We start from the raw sequence: 23294 nt of genomic DNA, 5'->3' as shown, positions 1-23294 counted from the left end.
GTTTACGGCATCCGGTGGGGGGAATCGTGATGGAGCCGGGCACAGGCATGGGCCTGCGCGGACGCAGCGGCATCCTGTCCCTGGTCGACGCGTCCCTGAAGGAGTCACCCGCGGCCGAGAGGCCCCTGACGATGCTGCTCGGCCCGCCCGGCAGCGGCGCCAGCGAGGCGCACAGCGCACTCATGGAGCACTTCGGCCCCGACTACCCCTTCGCCTTCGTCAACTTCGCGGGAGCCCAGTCACTCCTGCCCCGCTACGCCCTCGGCCTGCTCGCGCGCCAGCTCGAACGCAAGCTGCCCCGCTACGGCCGCTCCCACTTCCCGCTGCTCAGCCTCGGCCTCCTCGCCTCCGACCAGGAGCTGAGGATGCGCAGCCTCGCCGAGGGCCGTCGCGCGGTGCAGCGGCAGCTCGACCGGTTCCAGGAGGAGAACGAGGCCCGGCACGGCGACTACCTGGCCGCCTTCTTCGAAGTCGGCATGGGTGCGGTCGGCATGCCGGAAGGCGCCTCCACCGCCGCCCTCGCCCTCTTCCAGGACGCCCTGCGCCGCGGCCGCCGCACCGTGCCCAACCTGCTCGGCGGCAGGTTCGGGAGCCGGCTCACCTCCGGGGCGCACTGGTACGGACGCCACCCCATGATCCGCAGCGGCGATCCCATGGAGGCGCTCGTCGAGCTCAACCTGTGGCGCCACGAGGGCGACGAGAACGAGCAGGAGCGGCTCGACCTCGTCCTCTTCTCGGCGTTCCTGGAAGACCTCAGGCGCAACACCGCCCGCAACTTCATGCCCCGCTCGTACCTGCTGCTCCTCGACAACTCCCACACCGAGTACGGCCGCCGCTTCCTGGACCTGCTGCTGCGCGTACGGCACGACAACACGGTCGTGGCCGGACTCGACAGCGACCCGCTCACCATCGTCGCCAGCTCCAACCGCTGGCTGCCCCGCTGGGGCGCCGCCACCGGCGACTCCTGGCCCTGGCAGCTGCGCGGCCCCGACCGGGCCTCCCTCTCCGACTGGAACACCCACCGGCCGACCCGCGACAGCGAGGACACCTGGTGGTACCCGTTACGCCTGCGCGACCTCAACCTGGACGAGGTGCGCATCCGCATAGAGCTCCAGCTCGGCGGCCACAGCGACCTGGCGCCGCTGACCCGCCTCACCCCCTTCGTGCACCGGCTGACCGGCGGACTGCCGCGCGCCGTCCACCAAGTGCTCGACGTACTGAGGCAGTCCGGGCCGCCACCGGACTCGGGCCCGCAGCAGGACCGCTGGCTGCGCTCCCTCCCGGACCGGCCGCTGCGCGACGGCGAGAGCAGCGCGACCCTCGCCGACACCGCCCTCGGCCACCTCCTGCGCGACTTCGACGAGAGCGAGCGCGCCGCCCTCGCCGAATGCGCCGCCGCCAGGGACTTCTCCGTCGGCACCCGCCTCCTCAGCCCCGGCGACGCACTGTTCGGGGAGATCCGCTCCCGCTGGCTGCTGTCCGGCCCGCTCACCGTCGTCCCCGTACTCCACCCGTGGCTGCGCCGGCTGCTGCTGTGGCGGCTGGCCCGGCGCCCCGACGCGTGGGACGCCGCGCACGAGCTCCTCGCCGAGTACTACCGGGGCGAGGGCAAACAGGTGCAGGAGATGTACCACCTGCTCGCCCTGGGGCGGACCGACGAGGTCACCGCGCACCTGACGTGGCGCTTCGGCGCCGTCCCGGCGCTGCAGTGGATCGCCGAGTTCGACGCGATCACCGCGGCCCCCAACCGCCTGCCGGCGGATGGTGGCCCGCTGGAACTCCTCGCCGGGCTCGGCCCGCGCAGACCCGACGCCGTGATGGGCGTCGAGGCCGTGATCCACACGCTGGTGACCACCCGCTGGGTGTGGAGCGATCCGCTCGCCGACCCCGCCATGCGACTCAACGACATGATCGCCGACGGCTTCACCCGGCTGTCACAACTGCGGAGGAACGACATCGTGGCCCTGTTCAACGAAGCCGAACGCTACCGCCACTGGCGCGATCCCCAGACCGCCGGAGGGGAGGGCTGAGCCCGTGGTCAGAGTCGAATGGCCGCTGCACGTCGTGCGCCGCGTCGCCCTCGCGACCGTGGCCGCCGTCGTGCTGGCGGCGGCCGCCTGGTTCGGAGTCGACTGGATCCAGGAGCGGCAGTCCCGATGTGCCGACGGAGTGGTCGAACAGGGCTCCCCCGACGAGTGCGTCGGCGTCACCGACGGCGCCTACTCCTTCGCCCCGCACCTCGACGCGGTCACGAAGAAGATCCACGAGGAGAACGAACGCGTCTTGGCCAACGCGGACAAGGAGCCCTACGTCAGCGTCGCGTACCTGACCTCCTTCACCCTGACCGCCGAGGACAGCAACTCGGCCGAGGGCATCCGGCACGAACTCCAGGGCGCCTACCTGGCCCAGTACCGGCACAATCGCGGCGACCTGTCCGCCACGCCCAAGATCCGGCTGCTGATCGCCAACGCGGGCAGCCAATCGGCACACTGGCAGCACACCGTCGACGAGCTGATCGCCCGCAAGGGCTCCCCGGACCGGCTGGTCGCGGTGGCCGGCCTCGGCCCCAGTACGGACGAGAACCTCGCCGCCATAAGGCGACTCTCCGAGAACGGCCTGGCCATGGTCGGCGCCACCATGACGGCCACGAACATCCAGGGCATCAACGGCTTCGTACGGGTCGCCCCCACGAACGTCGACGAGGCGTACGCGGCCGCCGGCTACCTCAAACGGCGGGGCGTCGGCACCGCGGTCGTCATCCAGGACGTGGCCAAGGGCAACCTGTACGCCTCCACCCTCGGCACGGCCTTCACCGAGGCCTTCCAGGAGGGCGAGAAGCACAAGCTGGTCGCGGAACGCATGACCTACGACTCCTCCGTCAGCAGTGCCTGGCAGAACGAACTGCGCTACATGCCCGGCCAGTTGTGTCTCCAGCGCCCGCAGATCGTCTACTTCGCGGGACGCGGCCGGCACCTCACCCACTTCCTGGACGCCCTGTCCAACCGCAGTTGTCCGGAGCAGAAGTTCACCGTCTTCGCCGGGGACGACACGACCAACCTGACCGCCGAACAGCTGGCCCACGCCGCCGAAACGGGTGTCGAGGTCCTCTACACCGGCCTCTCGCACCCGGACATGTACCGCGCGTCGCCGCAGGCGGTCTCCGCCCCGTCGGCGCGCAACTTCCAGCAGGGCGGGCTGCTCGACCAGTGGTTCCCGCACGACCCGCGCGACGACGGCGGGGCCCTGATGGGCCACGACGCCGTCCTGACCGCGGCCCACGGCATCCAGATGGCCGCCCGCTGGCAGGGGCAGGTCGTCGGCGACGCCGTGGCCCGGATGTTCCACCAGATGGACGGCAGTCAGCAGGTCGCCGGAGCCAGCGGCTTCATCTCCTTCCAGAACAACGGCAATCCCCGCAACAAGGCGGTTCCCATCCTCCGGCTCAACGTGAAGGGGATGGCCGAGTTCGTCGAGGTGTCGGCGGCGGAGGGCAAGCCGCCGGAGGCGCAGTAGCGGAAGCCGGCCGCCCTCGCCCCACGCGCCGGCGGCCGGCCCCGGCCAGGGAATGAATGGCCCGGCCACGCATCCGACCGGCAGAGTGCAGGCATGAACGACCCGCTCTCCGACGTCCCCGACCCCACCGGGGCCCGGGCGACGGACTGGACCACTCCGCCCGTCAGCACCCCCATCACCGCGGCCCTCCTGCGCGGCGCCCTCGACCTGGAGCGCACCGCGCACGGGCTGCTGCCGCACCGGCTGCCCGCCCGGGCGCGCGCCCAGTGCTCCGACGGGCAGCTGGCGATGGCGGAAGCCCAGCCCTCCGGCGTACGGCTGGCCTTCCGCACCCGTGCCACCACCGTCGAACTGGACGCCCTGCGCACCAAGATGGCCTACCGGGGCGCACCCGACCGCCCCGACGGCGTGTACGACCTGCTCCTCGACGGCCGGCCGGCCGGGCAGGGCAGCGTCACCGGCGGCAACGTCCTGATGGTGGACATGGCCACCGGCTCCGCGGAAACCCGCCCCGGCCCGGTCGGCACCGTCCGGTTCTCCGGCCTCCCCGACCGCGTCAAGGACGTCGAGATCTGGCTGCCGTACAACGAGATCACCCACCTGGTGGCCCTGCGCACCGACGCCCCCGTCGAACCCCTGCCGGACGGGGGCCGCAAGCGGTGGCTGCACCACGGCAGTTCGATCAGCCACGGCTCCAACGCCGCCGGCCCCAGCACCACCTGGCCCGCGCTGGCCGCAACGGCCGGCGGCGTGGAACTGACCAACCTGGGTCTGGGCGGCAGCGCCCTGCTCGACCCCTTCACCGCCCGCGCCCTGCGCGACAGGCCCGCGGACCTGATCAGCGTCAAGATCGGCATCAACCTCGTCAACACCGACCTGATGCGCCTGCGCGCCTTCGGCCCCGCGGTGCACGGCTTCCTCGACACCATCCGCGAGGGCCACCCGAGCACTCCGCTCCTGGTCGTCTCCCCGATCCTGTGCCCCATCCACGAGGACACCCCCGGCCCCAGCGCCCCCGACTTCGAGGGCCTCGGCGAGGGAAGGATCCGGTTCCGCGCCGCGGGCGACCCCGCGGAACGGGCCGCCGGAAAACTGACCCTGGGCGTCATCCGGGACGAGCTGGCCCGCATCGTCGGGCAGCGGGCCGCCGAGGACCCGAACCTGCACCACCTCGACGGCCGGGAGCTCTACGGCGAGGCGGACTTCGCCGCCCTGCCGCTGCCCGACGAGCTCCACCCGGACGCCGCCACGCACCGCCTCATGGGCGAACGCTTCGCCGCCCTGGCCTTCGGCCCCGGCGGCCCGTTCGCCGCCGGCACCGCCTGAAGCCACCCGTCGGGCCGCTCAGGAGACCGCGTACCACTGGCTGGCCCAGCCGGTGTTGATGGTGCTGGTGGACTGCTCGGCGAGGTTCACGGTGGCCGGCAGCGAGGTCTGCCCGGTCAGCAGGGTGCTGTAGCGCAGTTGCGGCGGCGCCAGACCGGCGTTCACCGAGATCCCGGCCCCCGTGGCCTTAAGGGTGAGGCCGTTGGTGGCCCAATTGCCGTTGAGCAGGAGGGCGATGAAGTACGTTCCGGGGGCGGCGGTGAACGGCTTGCCGAGCGGCAGCGGTTTGGCGATGGCGTCGGTCATCAGCTGCGGCGAGATGTCCGCGGTGGCCCCGACCAGGGTGCCGCGGGCGTCGTACACACCGAGGTAGCAGTTGGCGAGCTGGGCGTTCGGGTCGATGCCGGCCAGGCCCAGCCAGATGTTCGACCAGGTGATCTGTTCGCGCAGGACGATCCGTACGAGGGTGACCCGCCCGCCGACCCCGGCGGCGGACTGGGCGGTGACATGGCCCGCGTCGTTGGGGTCGCCGGTCCACGCCAGCAGGTTCTGGTCCTGCGGCCGGGGCCCCTCGAAACCGGATCCACCACCCTGCGCCGGCGCGGCCGGGGCGGCGGAACTCGCCGCCCCCCGCGGGCTGCCGCCCGGTGCGGAGCAGCCGGCCAGGACGAACAGCACCGCGAGCGCGGCTACGAGGCCGGTCGCGGCGGTGGTGGTGCGGGTGCGCATGGTCCCCCCATGAGGTGCGGATGTGCCGACGGGCCATGGTCACATGATCCGCGGCGCGCTCCGACACCGAGGGGAGGCAGCCGCCCCGGCGGCCGCCACCCCGGCACGGTCAGGCGCCGACGCAGGCCGCGAGGTGTTCGCCGGTGAGGGTGGTCCGGGCGGCGACGAGGTCGGCGGGGGTGCCCTCGAAGACGAGCCGGCCGCCGTCGTGGCCGGCGCCCGGGCCGAGGTCGATGATCCAGTCGGCGTGGGCCATCACCGCCGGGTGGTGCTCGATGACGATGACCGACTTGCCGGAGTCGACGAGCCGGTCGAGCAGGCCCAGCAGCTGCTCCACATCGGCGAGGTGGAGGCCGGTGGTCGGCTCGTCGAGGACGTAGACGCCGCCCTTGTCGGCCATGTGGGTGGCCAGCTTGAGCCGCTGCCGCTCGCCGCCGGACAGGGTGGTGAGCGGCTGGCCGAGGGTGAGGTAACCCAGCCCGACGTCGGAGAGGCGGTCGAGGATGCGGTGCGCGGCCGGGGTGCGGGCCTCGCCGGCGCCGAAGAACTCCTCGGCCTCGGTCACCGACATCGCGAGCACCTCGCTGATGTCCCGGCCGCCGAGGTGGTACTCCAGCACCGACGCCTGGTACCGCTTGCCCTCGCAGTCCTCGCAGGTGGTGGCGACCCCGGCCATCATCGCCAGGTCGGTGTAGATCACTCCGGCGCCGTTGCAAGTGGGGCAGGCGCCCTCGGAGTTGGCGCTGAACAGCGCCGGCTTCACCCCGTTGGCCTTGGCGAACGCCTTGCGGATCGGGTCGAGCAGCCCGGTGTACGTCGCCGGGTTGCTCCGCCTGGAGCCGCGGATCGGGCTCTGGTCGACCGACACCACGCCCTCGTCGGCCGGGATCGAGCCGTGGACGAGCGAGCTCTTTCCGGATCCGGCGACGCCGGTGACGACGGTCAGCACCCCGAGCGGGATGTCGACGTCGACGTCGCGCAGGTTGTGCGTGTTCGCGCCGCGGATCTCCAGCGTGCCGGTGGCGCTCCGCACCTTCTCCCGGAGCGAGGCCCGGTCGCCGAGGTGGCGTCCGGTGATGGTGTCGCCGGTCCGCAGCCCCTCGACGGTGCCCTCGAAGCACACGGTGCCGCCGGCCGCGCCTGCGCCGGGGCCGAGGTCGACCACGTGGTCGGCGATCGCGATCGTCTGCGGCTTGTGCTCCACGACCAGCACCGTGTTGCCCTTGTCGCGCAGCCGCAGCAGCAGTTCGTTCATCCGCTGGATGTCGTGGGGGTGCAGGCCCGTCGTGGGTTCGTCGAAGACGTACGTGGTGTCGGTGAGCGCGGAGCCGAGGTGGCGGATCATCTTGACGCGCTGGGCCTCACCGCCCGACAGCGTGCCGGCGGGCCGTTCCAGCGACAGGTAGCCCAGCCCGATCTCCACGAACGAGTCGAGGGTGTGCCGCAGCGTGGCGAGCAGGGGCGCCACCGACGGCTCGTCCAGGCCGCGGACCCACTCGGACAGGTCGCTGATCTGCATCGCGCAGGCGTCCGCGATGCTCATGCCGTTGATCTTCGAGGAGCGGGCGCCCTCGTTGAGGCGGGTGCCCCCGCACGCGGGGCAGGTGGTGAAGGTGACGGCCCGGTCCACGAACTCCCGGATGTGCGGCTGCATGCCCTCCCGGTCCTTGGCGAGCATCGACTTCTGGATCCGCGGCACCAGTCCCTCGTAGGTCATGTTGATGCCCGCGATCTTCATGCGTGTCGGCTCGCGGTGGAGGAAGTCCTGCAGCTCCTTCTTGGTGAACCTGCGGATCGGCTTGTCCGGGTCGAAGAGGCCCGACTCGCTGTACAGGCGGTGGTTCCAGCCGCCCGCCTTGTAGCCGGGGATGGTCATCGCGCCCTCGTTGAGCGACTTGGAGTCGTCGTAGAGCTGGGCGGGATCCAGGTCGGTGACCGCGCCGCGGCCCTCGCAGCGCGGACACATGCCGCCGGTGATGCTGAAGCTGCGACGTTCCTTCACGGTCTGTCCGCCGCGCTCGACGGTGACGGCCCCCGCGCCGCTGATCGAGGCGACGTTGAAGGAGTACGCCTTGGGCGAGCCGATGTGCGGTTTCCCGAGCCGGCTGAAGAGGATGCGCAGCATCGCGTTGGCGTCGGTGGCGGTGCCGACCGTGGAGCGGGGGTCGGCGCCCATCCGCTGCTGGTCGACGATGATCGCCGTCGTGAGCCCTTCGAGTACGTCGACCTCGGGCCGCGCCAGCGTCGGCATGAAGCCCTGGACGAACGCGCTGTAGGTCTCGTTGATCAGCCGCTGCGACTCCGCGGCGATCGTGTCGAACACCAGGGAGCTCTTGCCCGAGCCGGAGACGCCGGTGAACACCGTCAGGCGGCGCTTCGGGATCTCGATGCTGACGTCCTTGAGGTTGTTCACGCGGGCTCCGTGCACGCGGATCAGGGCGTGGCTGTCGGCTTCGTGCGGGGCGGGCGACTGGGTGTCCGTCCGGGTGGCCCTGGCCATCGTGTCTCCCTCTTGTCGCGCGGGGCCGCCCTCGCGGTCGCCGCCTTCGTCGCCTGGCTCGATCTAACCAGCTTTGGGCCGAACGGGCGCGCGTATCCGCGGCCCCGCACGAGCGCCGGGTCCGGATCCGCCGTCCGGCCGCAGGGCATCATGGCCGGGTGAACGTGTCACCGACCGCGGGCGGCGGAGCCGGCGCCCCCGGGTTCCTCGACGTCGCGCCCACGCCGCGGACCGCCGTCGTATGGCTCCCGCCGGCCGGGCTGTGGCCCCCCATCCAGAGCATCCGCGCCGAGCACGACCCCCAGATTCGCCGCTGGCCCCCGCACGTGAACCTGCTCTTCGGCTTCGTACCGGAGACCGACTTCACGGCGGCGGTCCCGCTGCTGGCCGCCGCGGCCGCCGGGATCGAGCCCTTCGCCGTGCGCCTGAGCGGCGTGCACAGCTTCCGGCACCGCGCGTACTCCACCGTGTGGCTGGACCCCGCCGCGGCCGGTCCCGGGCCGTGGACGGCGCTCCAGGCCGCCCTGGCGGAGCCGTTCCCCGGCTGTCGCGGCCGGTTCCCGCGCTTCACACCGCACCTGTCACTGGGGCGGACCCGCGATCCGAAGGGTCTGGCCGCGGAGTGCGCCGCGCGCCTGGGCAGCCTCTCGGCGCAGGTGCACGAGGTCGTCCTGCTCTCGCGCCGCGGTGACGAGCCCATGGAACCCCGCGTCACGATCGCCCTGGGCACGGGCGAAGTGGTTCGTCCTCTAAGGTGACCCCGCGGACGGCCCGTGCGCGAGGGGCGCCAAAGGCCATGGGGGCGGGGGTAGTTGGTGGAGTCTTTGCGGCACGGTGACCCGTCGGAGATCGGCGGGTACCGCCTGTTGGGGCGGCTCGGCGAGGGCGGAATGGGCGAGGTGTTCCTCGCCCGGACCCCTTCGGGCCGGCCCCTCGCCCTGAAGACCGTGCACCGGGACCTGAGTCTGGAGCCCGACTTCGCCGAACGGTTCGCCCGGGAGATACGCACCAACGACCGGGTGCGCAGCGCGTGGACGGTCTCGGTGGTGGACTTCAGCCCGCCGGGGGCGCTGCCGCAGTGGCTGGCGACGGAGTACATCGCCGCGCCCTCACTGGGCGACTGGGTGCGCCGCGACGGGCCGCTGCCTGCGCCGGCCGTGCGGTGCCTGGCCCGGGAGCTCTCGGCCGCGCTGGTCGCCGTACGGGCGGCAGGGGTGGTCCACCGCGACATCAAGCCGGCGAACGTACTGCTCGCTCCGGAGCGGCCCTTCCTCATCGACTTCGGCATCGCCCGCGCCGCGCGGGACCCGCGCCGTACCCGGACGGGCACGGTCATCGGCACGCCCGGCTACCTCGCACCGGAGCAGGCGACCGGCACCGTGGCCGGGGCCCCGGCAGACGTGTTCTCCCTGGCCGCGGTCCTCGTGTACGCGGCCACCGGGCGCAGCCCCTTCCTGGCGCACGGCGAGGAGCTGGAACTGCCGGCCCTCCTGTACCGGATCGTCCACGACGAGCCGCTCCTCGACGGCGTGCCGGAACCACTCCTTCCGCTCGTACGGGAGTGCCTTGCCAAGGACCCGGACCGGCGCCCGACCGCCGAGGAGGCGCTGGCGCGGCTCGGCGCCGCGGAGGAGGGGGAGTGGGCCGGGGCGGTGCCGCCGGAGCTGGTGGCGGACGCCGCCCGCCGCGAGGCGGAGCTCCGGGGACTCCTGGCCGCACCTCAGGTGCCTGCCCATCCGCCCACGCAGACCGGCGCTTCGCCCGTTCAGCGGCCGCCGGCCCCGCCCGCTCCCGCGGCGCCGCCGCTCCCGACTCCCGTGACCCCGCTGTCCCCCGCCGTTCCCTCCGGGCCCCGGAGCCGGTGGGCGGCGCGTGGGCCCCTGCTGACGGGCGCGGTCGGGGGCGCCGTCGTCCTCGCCGTGGCCGTCACGCTCGCCATCCGCCTCCCCTTGGGCGGCGACGGCCGGGCCGCCCCGTCCACCCCGACCCCGACGTCCTCCGCCCAGTCACCGTCCGCGGCCGCGCTCCCGGACCCGTGGGTCGGGACGTGGACCGGTGTCGGGCCCGGGACGCCGGACGCGGACGGCATCTCCCGGGCCAGGACCGGTGAGTTCGCCGTCACCGTCACCCTGCACGCCGGGGCCGTGGGGGAGCTCGTGGGCCGGCAGGCCAGCGACCTCAAGGAGGTTGCCACCGGACGCAACCTGGGGTGTACGGAAGCCCTCGAACTGCAGCAGGTCAGCCGCAACCGGGTGGTCTTCAAGGCCGTGACCGCCCACCCGACCGACCGCGAGGCCGTGCTCGACTGCCCCCAGGGCAACCTCTACGTGCTCATCATGGAGGAACCGGACCGGCTGACGCTGGAGTCGGAAGGAGCCCAGTCGGCCGGCGCTCCGGCAGCCCTGACCCGCAGCCGCTGAGGGCCACCCGGAAACCCGCCGGGAGACGTGCGTACGCCCGCCTACGGTCCGACCTCTCCCCCGTGGAAGCCGGAACCGTGGCGGCGCACGCGGCCGAACCCGCACCGGCCTCGCGGTGGCGAAGGCGGTGGCGACTCGGCGACACAACCAGGATCTTGCTCCAGTTACGCCGCCGATGTCAACAATAGTTAGCACCGTAGGGTTTGAGGTAGCGTCAGGAGGAGAAGCCCGTTCGCGGGCCGGCCGACTCCGTACCGACCGTCCGGATCTTGGTCCTGTTTGCCCTTGCCCGACCAAACCCGGGCTGGGAGAGTCTTCCCTGAGAGAATGACCAAGAGGGGGAGTTGACGCCACCCTGCCCGCATCCAGCGGCAGCGGCGGGCCACGGCGGGGAAGGTATCGATGAGCGGGGCAGCCGGGGATGAGTACGGGCAGCGGATCGCGGCACGGCTGAACTTCCTGTTCGACCGGATCTACCGCAGGGGCGGCAGTCCGCAGACCACCGAAGAGGTCAGCGCGGCCACCGGCGTGCCCCTCGACCACCTGGCCCGGCTCCGGTCCGGCGAGCCGGCCGAGGACGTCCCGGCCGATGCCGAGCTCTTCCGCGCCCGCCTGGAGCACCTCTTCGAGACGCGCACCACTGCCTCCGGCGACCCCTTCAAGAGGGACGACGTGGCCAAGGCGTGCGACAAGAGCCGCGTGTGGCTCTACAACGTGACCTCGGGGAAGAGCAAGCCGAGCTGGGAGTCGACCGTGCAGCTCGCCGCCGTGTTCGGCGTCGAGACCTCCTACTTCGCGGACACCCCGCTCCAGGCGCTCGCCAGGCACTTCGGTGTCGAGGCCGGCGCCGAGTTCTTCCTCGCGCCCGACGACTCCGACCTCGTACGGGACACGATGACCCACGTCGAGCTGCTGGCGATGCTGCGCGAGGCCGGGGGCATTCCGGCCCTGCTGGGCCGGATGGCCGGCCCGCTGCCGGGGACGCGGGACGGGGACGCGGCGCGCGGCTGAGGCGGATGCCTCCGCAGTGGCGGGCCAGGGGCCCGGCCGGTCAGTCCATGTGGCGGTCGGCCGAGCCGGCCCACCACTCGCCGAGCGCGAGCAGGTTGTCCGTGCCCGTCGCCTCGTAGAGCCGGTTCAGCAGGGTGGTGACCGTACGCTCGCTGATCTCCAGCCGGCGGGCGACCTCGGCGCGCCCCTTGCCGGAGCGCAGCATCCGGTACAACGCGCGCGTCTGCGGCGTGGTCACCGCCGCGCCGGCCGGCTCGGGACCCCTGCCGCCCTTCCACGGTTCGGACCGGGCCCAGAGCTGCTCGTACACGGCCACCATGATCGAGACCACCACCGGGTGGGTGATGCAGTAGGCCGAAGTCGTCGTCCCCTCCGGGTCCTTGGGGTCGCACACGACGACTGCCCGGCAGTCGACGATGATCATGCGGACGAAGTCAGGGACACGGGTGCGCACCTGCGCGCCCGCGGCCGACATGGCGCTCACCCACTTGCTCTCCGCTTCGCGCTGACGAGCGGAGCTGGGGTAGATCGTACGGAACTGCTTGCCCTGCCGGACGAGTTCCAGCTCGCGGGTCAGGGACTTCTCCAGGCTCCACGCGGGCCGGTCCTTGGGGTGCGCCGACCAGACGCTGGACTCGGTCCCCGAGATGAGGGTGGTCAGCATCCGGTTGGCATCGTCGATCGAGGCCAGTCGTTCGATGCCCTCCAGCGGGGCCAGTCCCGGCCTCCTCGGCAGCGCGGCGAACAGGTCCGGCACCCACGACAGGCGCTCCAAGTGCCGTCGCATGGCGTCGAGTTCCCGGATGGCGGCGTTGCGTTCCGCCTGCTGGACATCGGTGGGCTCGAACCGGCCGGGAACGTACAGGCTGGGGGTCACCAGCTCCAGCGCCAGCAGTTCCTCCAGCGCCGGACGGTCCTCCGCAGTGACCCGGGCCCCGTTCGTGACCCTCAGGTACACGTCCCGGGCCGCGGGGGACAGGGCGAGCGGGGGCAGGTCATTTTCTCCTGCTTCGTACAAGACCGACCCCCCTGACAGCTTCCAGTTGAGGAAGTGCGCCGATGGGAAGCCCTGATCTCCTTGATCTTCCCACGGGGGACCGTACAGGCTGCCAGGTGTGACCCTCCAGGCGCGGACCGGCCTCTTCCCGGCGCAAAACAGCCGCTGAGCTGCGAGGCTGTCCACCGGCCGGCCCTCCCTCCGCCGCGCCGGGCGCCCGCCGGGAGGCAGCGCGAGTCCGGTACCGACGAGAGAATCGAGAAGATCATGCGCAGCACCCGCAGGCCGTCACGAGCCGGCGTCGCCGCGACCGCCCTCGCCGGCGGGGTCCTCCTCTCCCTGGCCGTCCTCGGCGGCACGGCGGCCGCGGACACGCGGTGGGACACGGCTCCGGCGGACACGCGCTGGGACTCGGCCCCGGCGGACACGCGTGGGGACGCGACTGCGGCCACCCCTGCGCCGCTCGACACCCGCTGGGACTAATCTCAGTCCGTGGGTGGCCGGAAGCGAGCGCCCACAGCACCACAAGCAGCGCGGAGTACATCCGCAGGATGTCGGAGGGACGAGTCGTGGGGGGCAGTATTCGGGCGTCGCTCGGCCTCGCAGCACAGACGCTTCGGGAACAGCGCACACTGCGCAGGGAACGCAGGGACTTCCGCACCAGGCTCGGACTCCCCGCCCACCCGACCCAGCACGAAGTGGTCGACGCGGTCGGCCGCAGCCGGGGCCTGCCCATCCGCATCCTGTACCTGCCGCTGCGCCGCCCCCTCACCGGCGGACTCCTGCACACCCCCGAGGAGTTGATCCTCCTCGTCGACCGGGATTCGCCCAAGACGCTGCAGGCCGTCGTCATCGGCCACGAACTCGCACACATCTACCTCGGCCACGACCCGGAGGAGCACGGGCACGACCTCATGAACGACGAGATCCTCGCGCTCCTCGCGCCCGCACTGAACCCGGCGGTGAGCCGGATGATGCTGGGCCGGACGTACTTCGACGTTCCCGGCCCCGGCACCACGCACAGGCACCCCCGTGCCCATGCCCCGTCCGAAACCGAAACCGAAGCCGACGGCGCCGCCGCCGGTACGCACGCCCACGGCGCCCCGTCCGCGGAGCGCCAGGCCGAGATCCTGGGGCGGCTGATGGTCTCCATGATCGTCAACGCCGACGAGCCCGCCCACTCGGCCGAGGTCAATTCCGCACTCCGCCACAGGGGGACCGGTGTCTGAGGACGCGGCCGACATCGTCTACCTCATCGTCGTCGCCATCGCCGGCTGCACGACGACGGCCAAGATCATCGCCTGGCGCCGGGAGCGCTCCGGAGCGCTGCGGCTGATCGCCACCTGCTCGGCCGTGGGCGTGGGCGCCTTCCTCTTCGCCACACCCGTCGTGTACCGGGCCGTGGCCGCCGCCACCGGCTCCCCGAACCTCGCCGAGCTGCTCGTCTTCTTCTGCATCCTGGGCTTCTTCGCCCACACCCACGTCATGGCGATGCAGTGGCAGCCCGAGCGGATGCCCCCGTTCGCCGGGGTCAGCGCCCTCACCGTGCGCCTGTCGGTCTACGGCCTGCTCGCGCTGGTGATGTCGGCCGGGTTCCTGCTGTCCGCCACCGGGGACACCCCCCACCCCATGGACTTCAACATCGCGTACGGCCGGGACCCGGGGGCGCTCGTCATGCTCGCCGCCTTCCAGTCCGGCCTCGCCTACGCCTCACTGGCCACCGCAATCCGCTTCCGCCGCAGCGCCCTGCTCTCCGCACAGCGGGACCCGCGGCTGAGCCGCGCCCTGCACCACATCAGCATCGCCACCTGGTTCATCGCCGGGTACGTCGTCTGCGTCGCCCCCGCCACGCTCGCGGGCGCGCTCGGCTCCCACGCCCTCGACCCGCTGCACAGCCTCGGCCCCGTCTCGGGCACCATCGGGGCGTTCGTCATCAACTACGGGTTCTCGGGCGCGGCCGTCGCCGCCTGGCGGGCGGACCGGCGCGACTACATCGCCCTCGCACCGCTGTGGGAGCTGACGCGCCGCGCCGATCCGCGGATGGCGCTCGCCGAGCCCAACCGGCTCACCGCACTGGGCTTCTTCGACGTACGGGACTGGCACCTGCTGACCCGTATCGCCGACATCCTCACCGTCGTACAGAGCCTCGGCCCGTACTTCGACGCGGCGCCGGCCGACAGGATCCGGAAGGCGGCGGGCGCCGAGCGCTGGACGGAGCCGGAGGAACGGGCCGCGGCCGCGGCTGCGACCCTCCTCGACGCCATCGCCCGCAGGAACGCCGGCGTCGATCCGCCCGCCGCGCCCGCCCCGCTGCCCGGCGGCGGCCTGAGCGCCGCCGAGGAACGCGCCCACCTGGTCAAGGTCGCGGGCCGCCTCAAACACCCGGCCGTACGGGCCGCCGCGGGCGTGCCCGTAGGGGGTTAGGGGGCGACGGGGAGCCGGCGCTTGTGCTCGGTGAGGCGGTAGCGGCGCACGATCGTGTCGAAGGCCCGCCCGTCCACCGGCTTGCCCTCCAGGAAGTCGTCGATGTCGTCGTACGTGACCCCGAGCGCGTCCTCGTCGGCCTTGCCCGGGTCGAGGGTCTCCAGGTCGGCCGTCGGGGTCTTCCACACCAGCTCGGCGGGCGCGCCCAGCGCGTCCGCGACGGCGCGCACCCGGCGCTTGGTCAGGCCGGTCAGCGGGACCAGGTCGGCGGCGCCGTCGCCGAACTTGGTGAAGAAGCCGGAGACCGCCTCCGCGGCGTGGTCGGTGCCGACGACCAGGCCGTCGTGCGCGCCGGCGACCGCGTACTGGGCGATCATGCGCTGGCGGGCCTTGATGTTGCCGTGGACGAAGTCCTCGTGGTGGGCGTCGCGGAAGCTCACGCCGGCGGCCCGCGAGGCCTCGAGCGCGGCGTCGCTCGCGGGCTTGACGTCCACGGTCAGCACGTGGTCGGCCCGGATGAAGGCGAGCGCGAGCTGGGCGTCGTGCTCGTCGGCCTGGACCCCGTAGGGCAGCCGCATCGCGTAGAACCGCGCCTCGTGCCCGGCGGCCCGCGCCCGCTCGACGGCGAGCTGGCACAGCCGGCCGGTGGTGGTGGAGTCGACGCCGCCGCTGATGCCGAGCACGAGGGAGCGCAGACCGGTCGAGGTCAGCCGCTCGGCGAGGAAGGCCACCCGGCGCTCGATCTCCCGCTCGGCCTCGAAGGTCTCGGCGACCTCGAGTTCCCGGGCGATCTCCTGCTGCAGGGCGATGGACGCCGACTCGCTCACGTCTGCTCCTTGGTTCCGATTCACGATGTGCTGTGCCGCCCACCCTACCCAGAGCCTGCGGCGCGGCTCCGCGGCGGAGGCCCGGCGTGGACGGGCGCTGCTACTGACCGGCACGGTACGGACGGCTCAGGTCGGCGGCGGTGCTGCGCAGCAGGGTGAGGAAGGCGCCGACGGCGGGGGAGTGGCCCAGGCCCCGGGGCGTGCCCGCGTAGACCTTCCGGCAGGGGAGGTCCGCCCGGTCGACGCGGACGAGGGCGACGTCGGCCCGGACCGCGCCGGCCGCGAGCGCCGGCAGCACGGTGATGCCGAGGCCCGCGGCGACGAACCCCTGCTTGGCCGTCCAGTCGTTGACCCGGAAGGCCACCCGCGGCCGGAACCCGTCGGCCAGCGCGGGCGCCAACAGCGTCCGCTCCGGCCGGACATCGCCCTCGATCCACTCCTCGTCGGCCAGTTCCGCCAGCCGCACCCCGGCCCGCCCGGCGAACCGGTGCGCCCGCGGCAAGGCCACGTACATGGGCTCGTCCAGCAGGTGGTGCAGATCCGGACCGGGCAGCGCAACCCCGTCCGGAGTGCTCAGCACCGCCAGGTCGAGGCCGCCCTCCGCGAGCAGGGCGACGTGCTTGGCGGTGGGCCCCTCGGTGTGGACGACGGTGACGCCCGGATACCGCTCCCCGAACGCGGCCATCGCGCGCGGGACCAGCGTCACGTCGGCCGCGGCGAAGGCCCCGATCCGCAGCATGCCCCCGCCCAGGGAGCGCAGCGCGTCCAGCTCGGCACGGGCCGCGCGGAGCCGCCCCCGCATGCCCTCGGCGTGCGGCAGCAGCACCCGCCCGGCCTCCGTCAACCGCACCCCGCGCGGCAGCCGGTCGAACAGCGCGGCCCCCCATTCCTCCTCCAGGGCCTGGATCTGCCGGGACACGGCGGACTGCGTGTACCCCAGCCCCTGAGCGGCGGCGGTGAAGGACCCCTCGCGCGCGACGCGCAGGAAGACCTCGTACAACCCATGCGGTTCCGGCATGGTTCCCATGCTAGACATTCGCTTGTCGCATCAATGTGCCGGCCCTACGGTCGACCGCATGGACAAGATCGCATTCCTCGGCCTCGGCAGCATGGGCGCACCGATGGCCCACCGCCTGCTCGCCGCCGGACACCCGCTGACCGTCTGGAACCGTACGCAGCACAAGGCCGACTCCCTCGTCGCCGCCGGCGCCCGCCTCGCCGCCGGTCCCGCGGACGCCGTCCGCGATGCCGATGTCGTCATCACGATGCTCGCCGACCCGGCCGCCGCCCACGCCGTGGCCGAATCGGTCCTCCCGGCGCTGCGCCCGGGCACCCACTGGATCGACACCTCGACCGTGGGCCCCGACACGATCGGCGACCTGGCCGCCCGCCTCCCCGACGGGGTGACCCTCACCGACGCCCCGGTGATGGGCAGCGTGGACCGCGCCGCCGCCGGAGAACTGTGGATCCTGGCGGGCGGCCCCCTCCCCGCCCCGGTCCGTACGGTCCTCGGCCACCTCGGCGACATCACCGAATGCGGCGCCCCCGGCTCCGGCGCCGCCCTCAAACTGGTCCTCATCAACGCGGTGATCGGCGGGGTGGCCGTGGTCTCCGAGACCCTCAGACTCGGCCAGGCCCTCGGCCTGCCCGCGGACCTGGTCCGTACCGAACTGTCCAGGGGCCCCCTGGCGGGCGCGGTGGCCCGTACCTTCGCCGAGGCCTCCCACTTCCCGCTCGCCCTGGCGGCCAAGGACGTCGCCCTGGCCACCGCCCACACGGCCCTCCCACTCCTCGAGACCGTCCACGAGCTCCTCACCGCGGACCCCCGCCTGGCCGCCCGGGACCTCTCGCACCTCAGGCCCTGACCCTCCCAGGAAGTCCCTGCCCGCTCCCCGCACTTAAAGTGATGTGGATCAACTCATCGGTTGATCGGGGGATCGGGGGAGGCCGATGAACAGCGCGACCGAGGTGTTCCAGCCGTTGCAGGGGGACGATCCGTCCACCGTGGGGGGCTACCGCCTCGTGGCCCGGCTCGGCGCGGGCGGCATGGGCCGGGTCTACCTCTCGCACACGCAGGGCGGCCGCCCGGTGGCCATCAAGGTGGTACGGCCGGAACTGGCCGAAGACCCGGTGTTCAGGCGGCGGTTCCGCCGCGAAGTGGAGGCGGCCCGGCGGGTCCGGGGCGCGTACACCGCCGAGTTGATCGACGCCGAGGCGGAGGGCGTGCCGCCGTGGCTGGCCACCCTCTACGTGCCCGGCCCCTCGCTGACGGAGGCCGTCAACCGCCGCGGACCGCTGCCGGTGCCCGCCGTGCTGTGGCTGATGGCCGGGGTGGCCGAGGCCCTGCAGGCCATCCACGGTGCGGGCATCGTGCACCGCGACCTGAAGCCGTCGAACGTACTCCTGGCCGCCGACGGACCCCGTGTCATCGACTTCGGCATCTCGCTGGCCTCGGGCACCACCGCGCCCACCGCCACGGGCAGCGCCATCGGCACGCCCCAGTTCATGGCCCCCGAGCAGGCGCTGGCGGGCGAGACCACGGCCGCCACGGACGTCTTCGCGCTGGGCCAGACCGCGGCGTTCGCGGCACTGGGCGAGCCGCTGTACGGGGACGGCCCCTCGATGACCGTGCTGTTCCGGATCGTGCACTCCGACCCCGACCTGTCCCGGCTGCCGGAACCCCTGCGCCCGCTGATCGCCCGGTGCCTGGCCGCGGATCCGGAAGAACGGGCCACCCCGGCCGAGATCGTGACGTGGTGCCGGCAGCGGCTGGGCAAGGACGCCGACGCCGGCGGCGGCCCGGCCGTCTGGCGGGAGGTGACGGGCCCGGAGGTGGTCATCCCGGCTCCGGTCCCGCATCCGACCGCGGTGCACACGACGCCGACGCCGACGCCGATGGCGGTGCCGGCGCCGATGGACTGGCGCCCGCCGCAGCCTGAGGAGCCGGTCGGGCCGGAGGAACGCCGGGCACGCAAGCGGCGCATCGCGCTGGTTACGGCAGCGGCGGTGACGGCGGGGGCCGTGCTGCTGACGGGTCTGGTCTGGATCGGCAAGGGAGCGGCGAACAGGCTGCGCGAACTGGACGCGTCCCCGGCCCACCCCACCGGCTCGGCCGCGACGGCCCAGGGCAAACCCCTGGGGTCGGGGCCGGCCGGGGCGGAGAACGGCGGCAGGACGCCGGGAGCCTCCGGACCCGCGCCGAAAACACCCCAACCGTCCAAGCAGCCCAAGGCCTTCCCCTACCCCATGGTGCGCCTGGACGAGAAGAACTCGATCGGCATCAAGGAACCGGTCAATCGCACGGACCGTTCGGGGGACATCCGCCTGAACTGCAAGGTCCTCGGCTGCCAGCTGGAGAGCGACGAGAGCGCGATCACCCTGCTGTACGCCGATCCGGGCACCGGCTCCCTCGACACCTGCCGCCTCCTGACGGGTGAAGGCGCGGGCCACAAGCTCCCGTTGGCCGCGACGGCGGCCGGCAGCGAGATCTGCGTCAGGCATCCGTCGGGGGACATCGCCCTGCTCGTCATCCGCATCAAGTCGACCGTGCAGCTGGAGGGCGTGCCCGACTGGATCACCGCGGACATGACCGTCTGGCGGGAGTCCTGAGGAGCGGGCAGCCGGCTCAGGGCGACTCCTGGAGGTAGGCGGCGATCAGGGCGAGGTCGTTGGCGATGGCCACGACACCCGCGGGGTCCGCGGTCGGTGTGGCCGCGCCGGTGACGCCCGCGTAGAAGGTGTCGAAGCGGCCGCCGCCCTTGTCGAGGTAGCCGGCGATGGTGATGGCGCCGACGGACAGGGCGTCGTTGAGGAGGTCGCCTCCGACGGCCGCGCCGGTCTTGGCGAAGACCTTTCCGCGCGCCGGGCAGCTGCGGCAGTTCTCGGCCAGCAGACCGTCGACGCCGAGGATGGGCAGGGCCTCCCTGAACCGCTGCGCCTCGGGGGTGCGCTGCCAGTACGCCAGCATCTGCACCAGCGCCTGGGGTGTGGTGCGGTCGGCCGGGTTGCCGCCGCGGCCGTCCATGAGTTCCACCTGCCCGCGGTCGACGCCGGCCCGTTCCAGGAAGGCGGAGAGCACCGGGAAGCCGTCGGCGCACTGGTGGCTGCCGGTGCTGACGGCCAGCTGACAGATGGCCAGGTTGGCGCCCAGGTTGTGGCTGACCTTCAGGATCAGCTTCGCGTACTGCTCGTACGGAGGTGAGGTGTACGCGGCCACCCGCGGCCTGCCGTCGTAGTCGCGCGGCAGCCGGGCGACCGGGTTGGCGGAGGTGGCATCGGCGGTGACCGTCACCCCGGCGCGGCCGAGCGCCTCGATCAGCGCGGTCCGGCCGAACGCGGCAGGGTCCGTGACGGGCGAGGTCCGCAGCAGCGGCTTCGCGTCCGCGGCGATCGTCCCGGTGAGCCGGATCCGGGTCCCGCCGCCGGTGGCGGTGACCGTGATGTCCGTCGGCTTCCCGGCCGCGACGGTCTTGACCGTGGAGGTGACCTCGTACGGGGCGACCTTCGGCCGCCAGTCCAGGCGGGCGTCCGCGCCCGCCCGGTCGCCGGGCGTGGTCAGCAGGTCGATGAGGTTGTCGTTGACGATCAGAGGGGTGGGGACGGGGTCGAGTTCGGGGTCGGGGGCGAAGAGCCGGCCGTCGACGATCACGTCGCCTTCGACGCGGGTGATGCCGGAGTCGCGGACCTGGCGGGCGAGCCCGTCGATCCCGGCGAGGGGGTTCTCCAGGGTGAGGGTCGCGCCGGGGAAGTCGTCGGCGTAGGTGTGGTCGAGGTCGGTGTACGCGACCGTGCCGTCGGGGCGGGTACGGCCGCCCAGGGTGAGGTCGCCCTGGGCGACGAGATCGAGGTCCCCGGTGAGCGTGGACCCTCGGCGCTCCCCGACGGCGTAGACGGGTGTCACGGAGCGGTGGTCCGCGCCGAGGGTCTGCCAGGCGCCGGAGATGGCGAAGAGCTTCGCGGTGGAGCCCGGGATGAAGAACTGCCCGGGGAACAGGCTGTGCCGCACCTGTCCGCCGGCCGGTCCGGTCTGCAGGAGCCCCCACTGGGCATGGCGGTACTCCGGCTTCCGCATGATCTGCGTGATGCGCGGGTCGAGCCGGCCCGGATCCCCGACGCCGGTCGGCCACGGCGCCGGGGAGGGAGAGGGCGAGGGTGAAGGTGAGGGGGCCGCGCGGGCTCCGGTACCCGTGGCGAGTACGGCCAACAGCACGGCGGCGCAGCCGGCGGCGACCCGGCGCCGCAGCGTCGTGAAGCGGATCGGACGTTCCACAGCGCGCTCCGTTCGCCGCGGCTGTTCCTCCCGGGTCCCCGATACCTGTGAACAGGGTGGCACGGCACGCTGCGGCGCGCATGTCACCTCCGTACGCCCCCGGCCTAGAGCCGGTCGGCAGGGACGGCGATGGCGTCCGCGCGGAGCACCGCCGGCCGGGAGGCCACGGTGACCACGAGGGAGGCCACGGCGGCGGCGGCGATCGCCGTGCCGGGAGTGAGGTACTGGGCGGCGGCTCCGGCGAGCGCGGCTCCGAGTCCTTGCCAGGTCATCCGGCCGGCGGACTCGACGCCCTGGACCTGACCCCGCACCGGATCGGGTGTCAGGTCGAGCAGCTGCTCCTGCAAGGGCAGGGTGGCGGCGAACCCGGCACTGGCGATGAACACCGCGACGGCCGAGACCAGTACGGGCGGGTGCATCGCGAACAGCAGGAACGGGGCGGCGAGCAGCAGCCGAAGGGCGAAGGAGTGGCGGCGGCGTTGGCCAGCGGTCAGAAACCGGCCGACGGTCAGGTCCCCGAGCAGCATGCCGGCCGATCCGGCGGCCAGGAGGGTGCCGGCGTGGCCCGGGTCGTAGGAGATGAACAGGGCCTCGCAGCCGACGATCAGGCCGTTGGGGACCCACAGGTTCAGCAGCAGCGCCCGCCGGCCGGGGTGGGAGAACAGCGCGAGGTTCGTCGTCCAGGTCTGGCGCAGTCCGGGGCGGCGGGTGAGCCGGATCGAGCGTTCCCGGACGGTGGCCGCGACCGCGGCCAGCCCCAGTCCGGTGAGGACCGCCGCGACGAGGAAGACCCCTTGGGGGGTCAGGTACCGCTGCAGCAGGGCGCCGGTGGCGTAGCCGAGGATCGCCATGCCGCCCGAGGTGATGTTCATCAGCGAACGCGCCAGCGCGTACGTGGCCGCCGGTACGACCTCGGCGAGCAGTCCCATCCGCGTGCCGGTCCCCAGTGACTGGAAGAACCCCAGCACCAGCAGCAGCCCGAAGCGGGCCGCCAACGGCAGCCCCGGTAGGGCCTGCGCGGCGATACCGGCCAGCGCGACGCACTGCAGGGTGACGAGCGTCCGGCGTGGGCGCTCGCCGTCGGCGACCGACATCAGGGTCAGGGCGCCGAGCACCGTCGCGAACGTGGCGCCGTACATGCTCACGGCCGTCAGGAAGGGCGAGCGGGTCTGCTCGTTGACCAGGCTGCCGAGCGCGAAGCCCGACAGGGTCGTCGCGGCGACCGTCAACGTGAGGCCGGCGTACAGGCCGGCGAACTCGCGGTTGCGGAGCAGTGCGCGGTAGCCGGTGGGGGCGGGTGATGTGGTGGGTGCGTAGTCGTCGGAAGGCATGAAAAAAGCCTCCGGACGCTGGAAGTGTGCGCGCCGAAGGCCAACACCCGCATTCTAGCAGGCCCGGTGGGTCACAGAGGGACGGAACGTCGGTGCGGGGGAAGGGCGTCGTGGAGGAGCCGGCCGGCCAAGGCGCCGCCGAAGACGACCACGCCGACGCCGACCAGCCAGGACTGGATCACGAGGACCGTGCCGAACGGTCCGTAGGTGACGGCGCCGGATGCGATCAACGGCGAGAACACGAGCCGGGAGAAGAGCCTGAGGCCGAGCAGCCCGACCATGGTGGCCACCGCGCCGGGCAGCAGCGCGCTCCAGGCGACCCGGCCGGCGAGCAGCATCCGCTGGGACCACCAGAAGAACAGGGTGCCGCTCGCCACGGTGACCAGCCCGCGGGCGGGGGAGTCGCGCCACACCGGGGTGAGGGCGGACAGGAAGAGGAGCCCGATGAGCACGGCCAGCCACACGACGTGCCGCCACCTGGCCCACCAGCGGGCCGGGGGAAGATCCCAGATCTTCTCGTAGCCGGCCTGCACCACCGTGCCGAACGACACCCCGAAGACGGTGAGCACGGCGAGGCCGAACGCCGTCGTGGTGCGCCAGGCTTCACCGGGCAGGGCGAACAGTCGCTCGATCTCTGCTCTGGCGGCCGCCGAGACGCCGAGCCCGTCCCCCAGCCACTGCGCGAACCCGCGCCCGCTCGCCGGGTACGCCGCGGACACGACGATCAGCAGGGGTACCAGGGTGAGGAAGCCGAGCGCCGCGAATCCCAGCGAACGCTGCCACAGCGCGAGGGCGCTGACCTGCCCCCACCGCCGGCCGGCCCGGATCCGCCGCACGGCACGGCGCGCCCGCCCGAACGGAGACAGGGGGCTCGTGGCACCGGCCATGCTCTTCACGGTAGGACCGCGCCGCGGGAGAGGCCACTGTCCCGGAGGCGCACGGTCGGC

At 73.0% G+C, this 23294-nt stretch carries 19 protein-coding genes; 11 read left to right on the top strand and 8 right to left on the bottom strand.

What is annotated here, in order from left to right:
* Window positions 1-29: 29 nt before the first annotated feature.
* From ACFTXQ_RS08495 to ACFTXQ_RS08485, 3 genes are all read left to right on the top strand, one after another.
* Entirely contained in the window at window positions 30-2030 is a 2001-nt protein-coding gene (locus ACFTXQ_RS08495; RefSeq protein WP_382637106.1) for a hypothetical protein, read from the top strand.
* Between the two features lie 4 nt (window positions 2031-2034).
* Entirely contained in the window at window positions 2035-3513 is a 1479-nt protein-coding gene (locus tag ACFTXQ_RS08490; protein ID WP_382637104.1) for a branched-chain amino acid ABC transporter substrate-binding protein, read from the top strand.
* A gap of 93 nt (window positions 3514-3606) precedes the next feature.
* Window positions 3607-4839 carry a GDSL-type esterase/lipase family protein gene (locus ACFTXQ_RS08485; RefSeq protein WP_382637103.1) on the top strand — a complete coding sequence of 411 codons (1233 nt, stop codon included), beginning with the start codon at window positions 3607-3609 and terminating at the stop codon, window positions 4837-4839.
* Window positions 4840-4857: 18 nt separating this feature from the next.
* Here the strand turns inward: ACFTXQ_RS08485 and ACFTXQ_RS08480 are convergent, their stop codons facing one another.
* Entirely contained in the window at window positions 4858-5568 is a 711-nt protein-coding gene (locus tag ACFTXQ_RS08480; protein WP_382637101.1) for a hypothetical protein, read from the bottom strand.
* Between the two features lie 109 nt (window positions 5569-5677).
* Window positions 5678-8068, bottom strand: coding sequence for an ATP-binding cassette domain-containing protein (locus tag ACFTXQ_RS08475; protein ID WP_382637100.1), 2391 nt, complete (start codon window positions 8066-8068; stop codon window positions 5678-5680).
* Between the two features lie 158 nt (window positions 8069-8226).
* Between ACFTXQ_RS08475 and ACFTXQ_RS08470 the strand changes: the two genes are divergently transcribed.
* The 3 genes from ACFTXQ_RS08470 to ACFTXQ_RS08460 all read left to right on the top strand — a co-directional run bounded on the left by ACFTXQ_RS08470 (window position 8227) and on the right by ACFTXQ_RS08460 (window position 11499).
* Window positions 8227-8826, top strand: a complete 600-nt coding sequence (locus ACFTXQ_RS08470) for a 2'-5' RNA ligase family protein (RefSeq protein ID WP_382637099.1) — start codon at window positions 8227-8229, stop codon at window positions 8824-8826.
* A gap of 66 nt (window positions 8827-8892) precedes the next feature.
* Window positions 8893-10488: a serine/threonine-protein kinase gene (locus ACFTXQ_RS08465; protein ID WP_382637098.1), complete on the top strand. Its 1596-nt coding sequence runs from the start codon at window positions 8893-8895 to the stop codon at window positions 10486-10488.
* Between the two features lie 402 nt (window positions 10489-10890).
* Window positions 10891-11499, top strand: a complete 609-nt coding sequence (locus tag ACFTXQ_RS08460) for a helix-turn-helix domain-containing protein (protein ID WP_382637097.1) — start codon at window positions 10891-10893, stop codon at window positions 11497-11499.
* Window positions 11500-11539: 40 nt separating this feature from the next.
* Here ACFTXQ_RS08460 and ACFTXQ_RS08455 read toward each other — a convergent pair whose 3' ends face one another.
* The gene (locus ACFTXQ_RS08455; protein WP_382637096.1) at window positions 11540-12517 is read right to left on the bottom strand and encodes a hypothetical protein; all 978 of its coding nucleotides are present in this window, start codon (window positions 12515-12517) and stop codon (window positions 11540-11542) included.
* 246 nt (window positions 12518-12763) lie between these two features.
* Between ACFTXQ_RS08455 and ACFTXQ_RS08450 the strand changes: the two genes are divergently transcribed.
* The 3 genes from ACFTXQ_RS08450 to ACFTXQ_RS08440 all read left to right on the top strand — a co-directional run bounded on the left by ACFTXQ_RS08450 (window position 12764) and on the right by ACFTXQ_RS08440 (window position 14920).
* Window positions 12764-12979: a hypothetical protein gene (locus ACFTXQ_RS08450; RefSeq protein WP_382637094.1), complete on the top strand. Its 216-nt coding sequence runs from the start codon at window positions 12764-12766 to the stop codon at window positions 12977-12979.
* Between the two features lie 86 nt (window positions 12980-13065).
* Window positions 13066-13725, top strand: coding sequence for a hypothetical protein (locus tag ACFTXQ_RS08445; protein WP_382637093.1), 660 nt, complete (start codon window positions 13066-13068; stop codon window positions 13723-13725).
* Window positions 13718-14920 carry a DUF6545 domain-containing protein gene (locus tag ACFTXQ_RS08440; RefSeq protein ID WP_382637091.1) on the top strand — a complete coding sequence of 401 codons (1203 nt, stop codon included), beginning with the start codon at window positions 13718-13720 and terminating at the stop codon, window positions 14918-14920. The genes ACFTXQ_RS08445 and ACFTXQ_RS08440 overlap by 8 nt, the downstream gene beginning before the upstream one ends.
* Here the strand turns inward: ACFTXQ_RS08440 and nadE are convergent.
* Together nadE and ACFTXQ_RS08430 are read right to left on the bottom strand one after the other, a co-directional pair.
* Window positions 14917-15747 (bottom strand): ammonia-dependent NAD(+) synthetase, encoded by an 831-nt coding sequence (gene nadE / locus ACFTXQ_RS08435; RefSeq protein WP_382637089.1) that lies wholly within the window; start codon window positions 15745-15747, stop codon window positions 14917-14919. The genes ACFTXQ_RS08440 and nadE overlap by 4 nt on opposite strands.
* Before the next feature lie 100 nt (window positions 15748-15847).
* Window positions 15848-16765: a LysR family transcriptional regulator gene (locus tag ACFTXQ_RS08430; RefSeq protein ID WP_382637087.1), complete on the bottom strand. Its 918-nt coding sequence runs from the start codon at window positions 16763-16765 to the stop codon at window positions 15848-15850.
* 58 nt (window positions 16766-16823) lie between these two features.
* Between ACFTXQ_RS08430 and ACFTXQ_RS08425 the strand changes: the two genes are divergently transcribed.
* The gene (locus ACFTXQ_RS08425) at window positions 16824-17612 is read left to right on the top strand and encodes an NAD(P)-dependent oxidoreductase (RefSeq protein WP_382637085.1); all 789 of its coding nucleotides are present in this window, start codon (window positions 16824-16826) and stop codon (window positions 17610-17612) included.
* A gap of 85 nt (window positions 17613-17697) precedes the next feature.
* Window positions 17698-19356, top strand: a complete 1659-nt coding sequence (locus ACFTXQ_RS08420; RefSeq protein WP_382637084.1) for a protein kinase — start codon at window positions 17698-17700, stop codon at window positions 19354-19356.
* A 16-nt stretch (window positions 19357-19372) separates the two neighbouring features.
* Here the strand turns inward: ACFTXQ_RS08420 and dacB are convergent, their stop codons facing one another.
* The 3 genes from dacB to ACFTXQ_RS08405 form a co-directional block, all read right to left on the bottom strand.
* Window positions 19373-21016, bottom strand: coding sequence for a D-alanyl-D-alanine carboxypeptidase/D-alanyl-D-alanine-endopeptidase (gene dacB / locus ACFTXQ_RS08415; protein WP_382637082.1), 1644 nt, complete (start codon window positions 21014-21016; stop codon window positions 19373-19375).
* Between the two features lie 104 nt (window positions 21017-21120).
* Complete coding sequence (locus ACFTXQ_RS08410; RefSeq protein WP_382637081.1) at window positions 21121-22347, bottom strand: hypothetical protein; 1227 nt, start codon at window positions 22345-22347, stop codon at window positions 21121-21123.
* 71 nt (window positions 22348-22418) lie between these two features.
* On the bottom strand, window positions 22419-23234 hold the full coding sequence (locus ACFTXQ_RS08405; RefSeq protein ID WP_382637079.1) for a YhjD/YihY/BrkB family envelope integrity protein: 816 nt from the start codon (window positions 23232-23234) through the stop codon (window positions 22419-22421).
* Between the last annotated feature and the right edge of the window lie 60 nt (window positions 23235-23294).

The organism is Streptomyces sp. NPDC057010 (genome assembly GCF_042673805.1).
Classification (GTDB): Bacteria; Actinomycetota; Actinomycetes; order Streptomycetales; family Streptomycetaceae; genus Streptomyces.
This window is presented reverse-complemented; position numbering and strand designations above follow the sequence as displayed.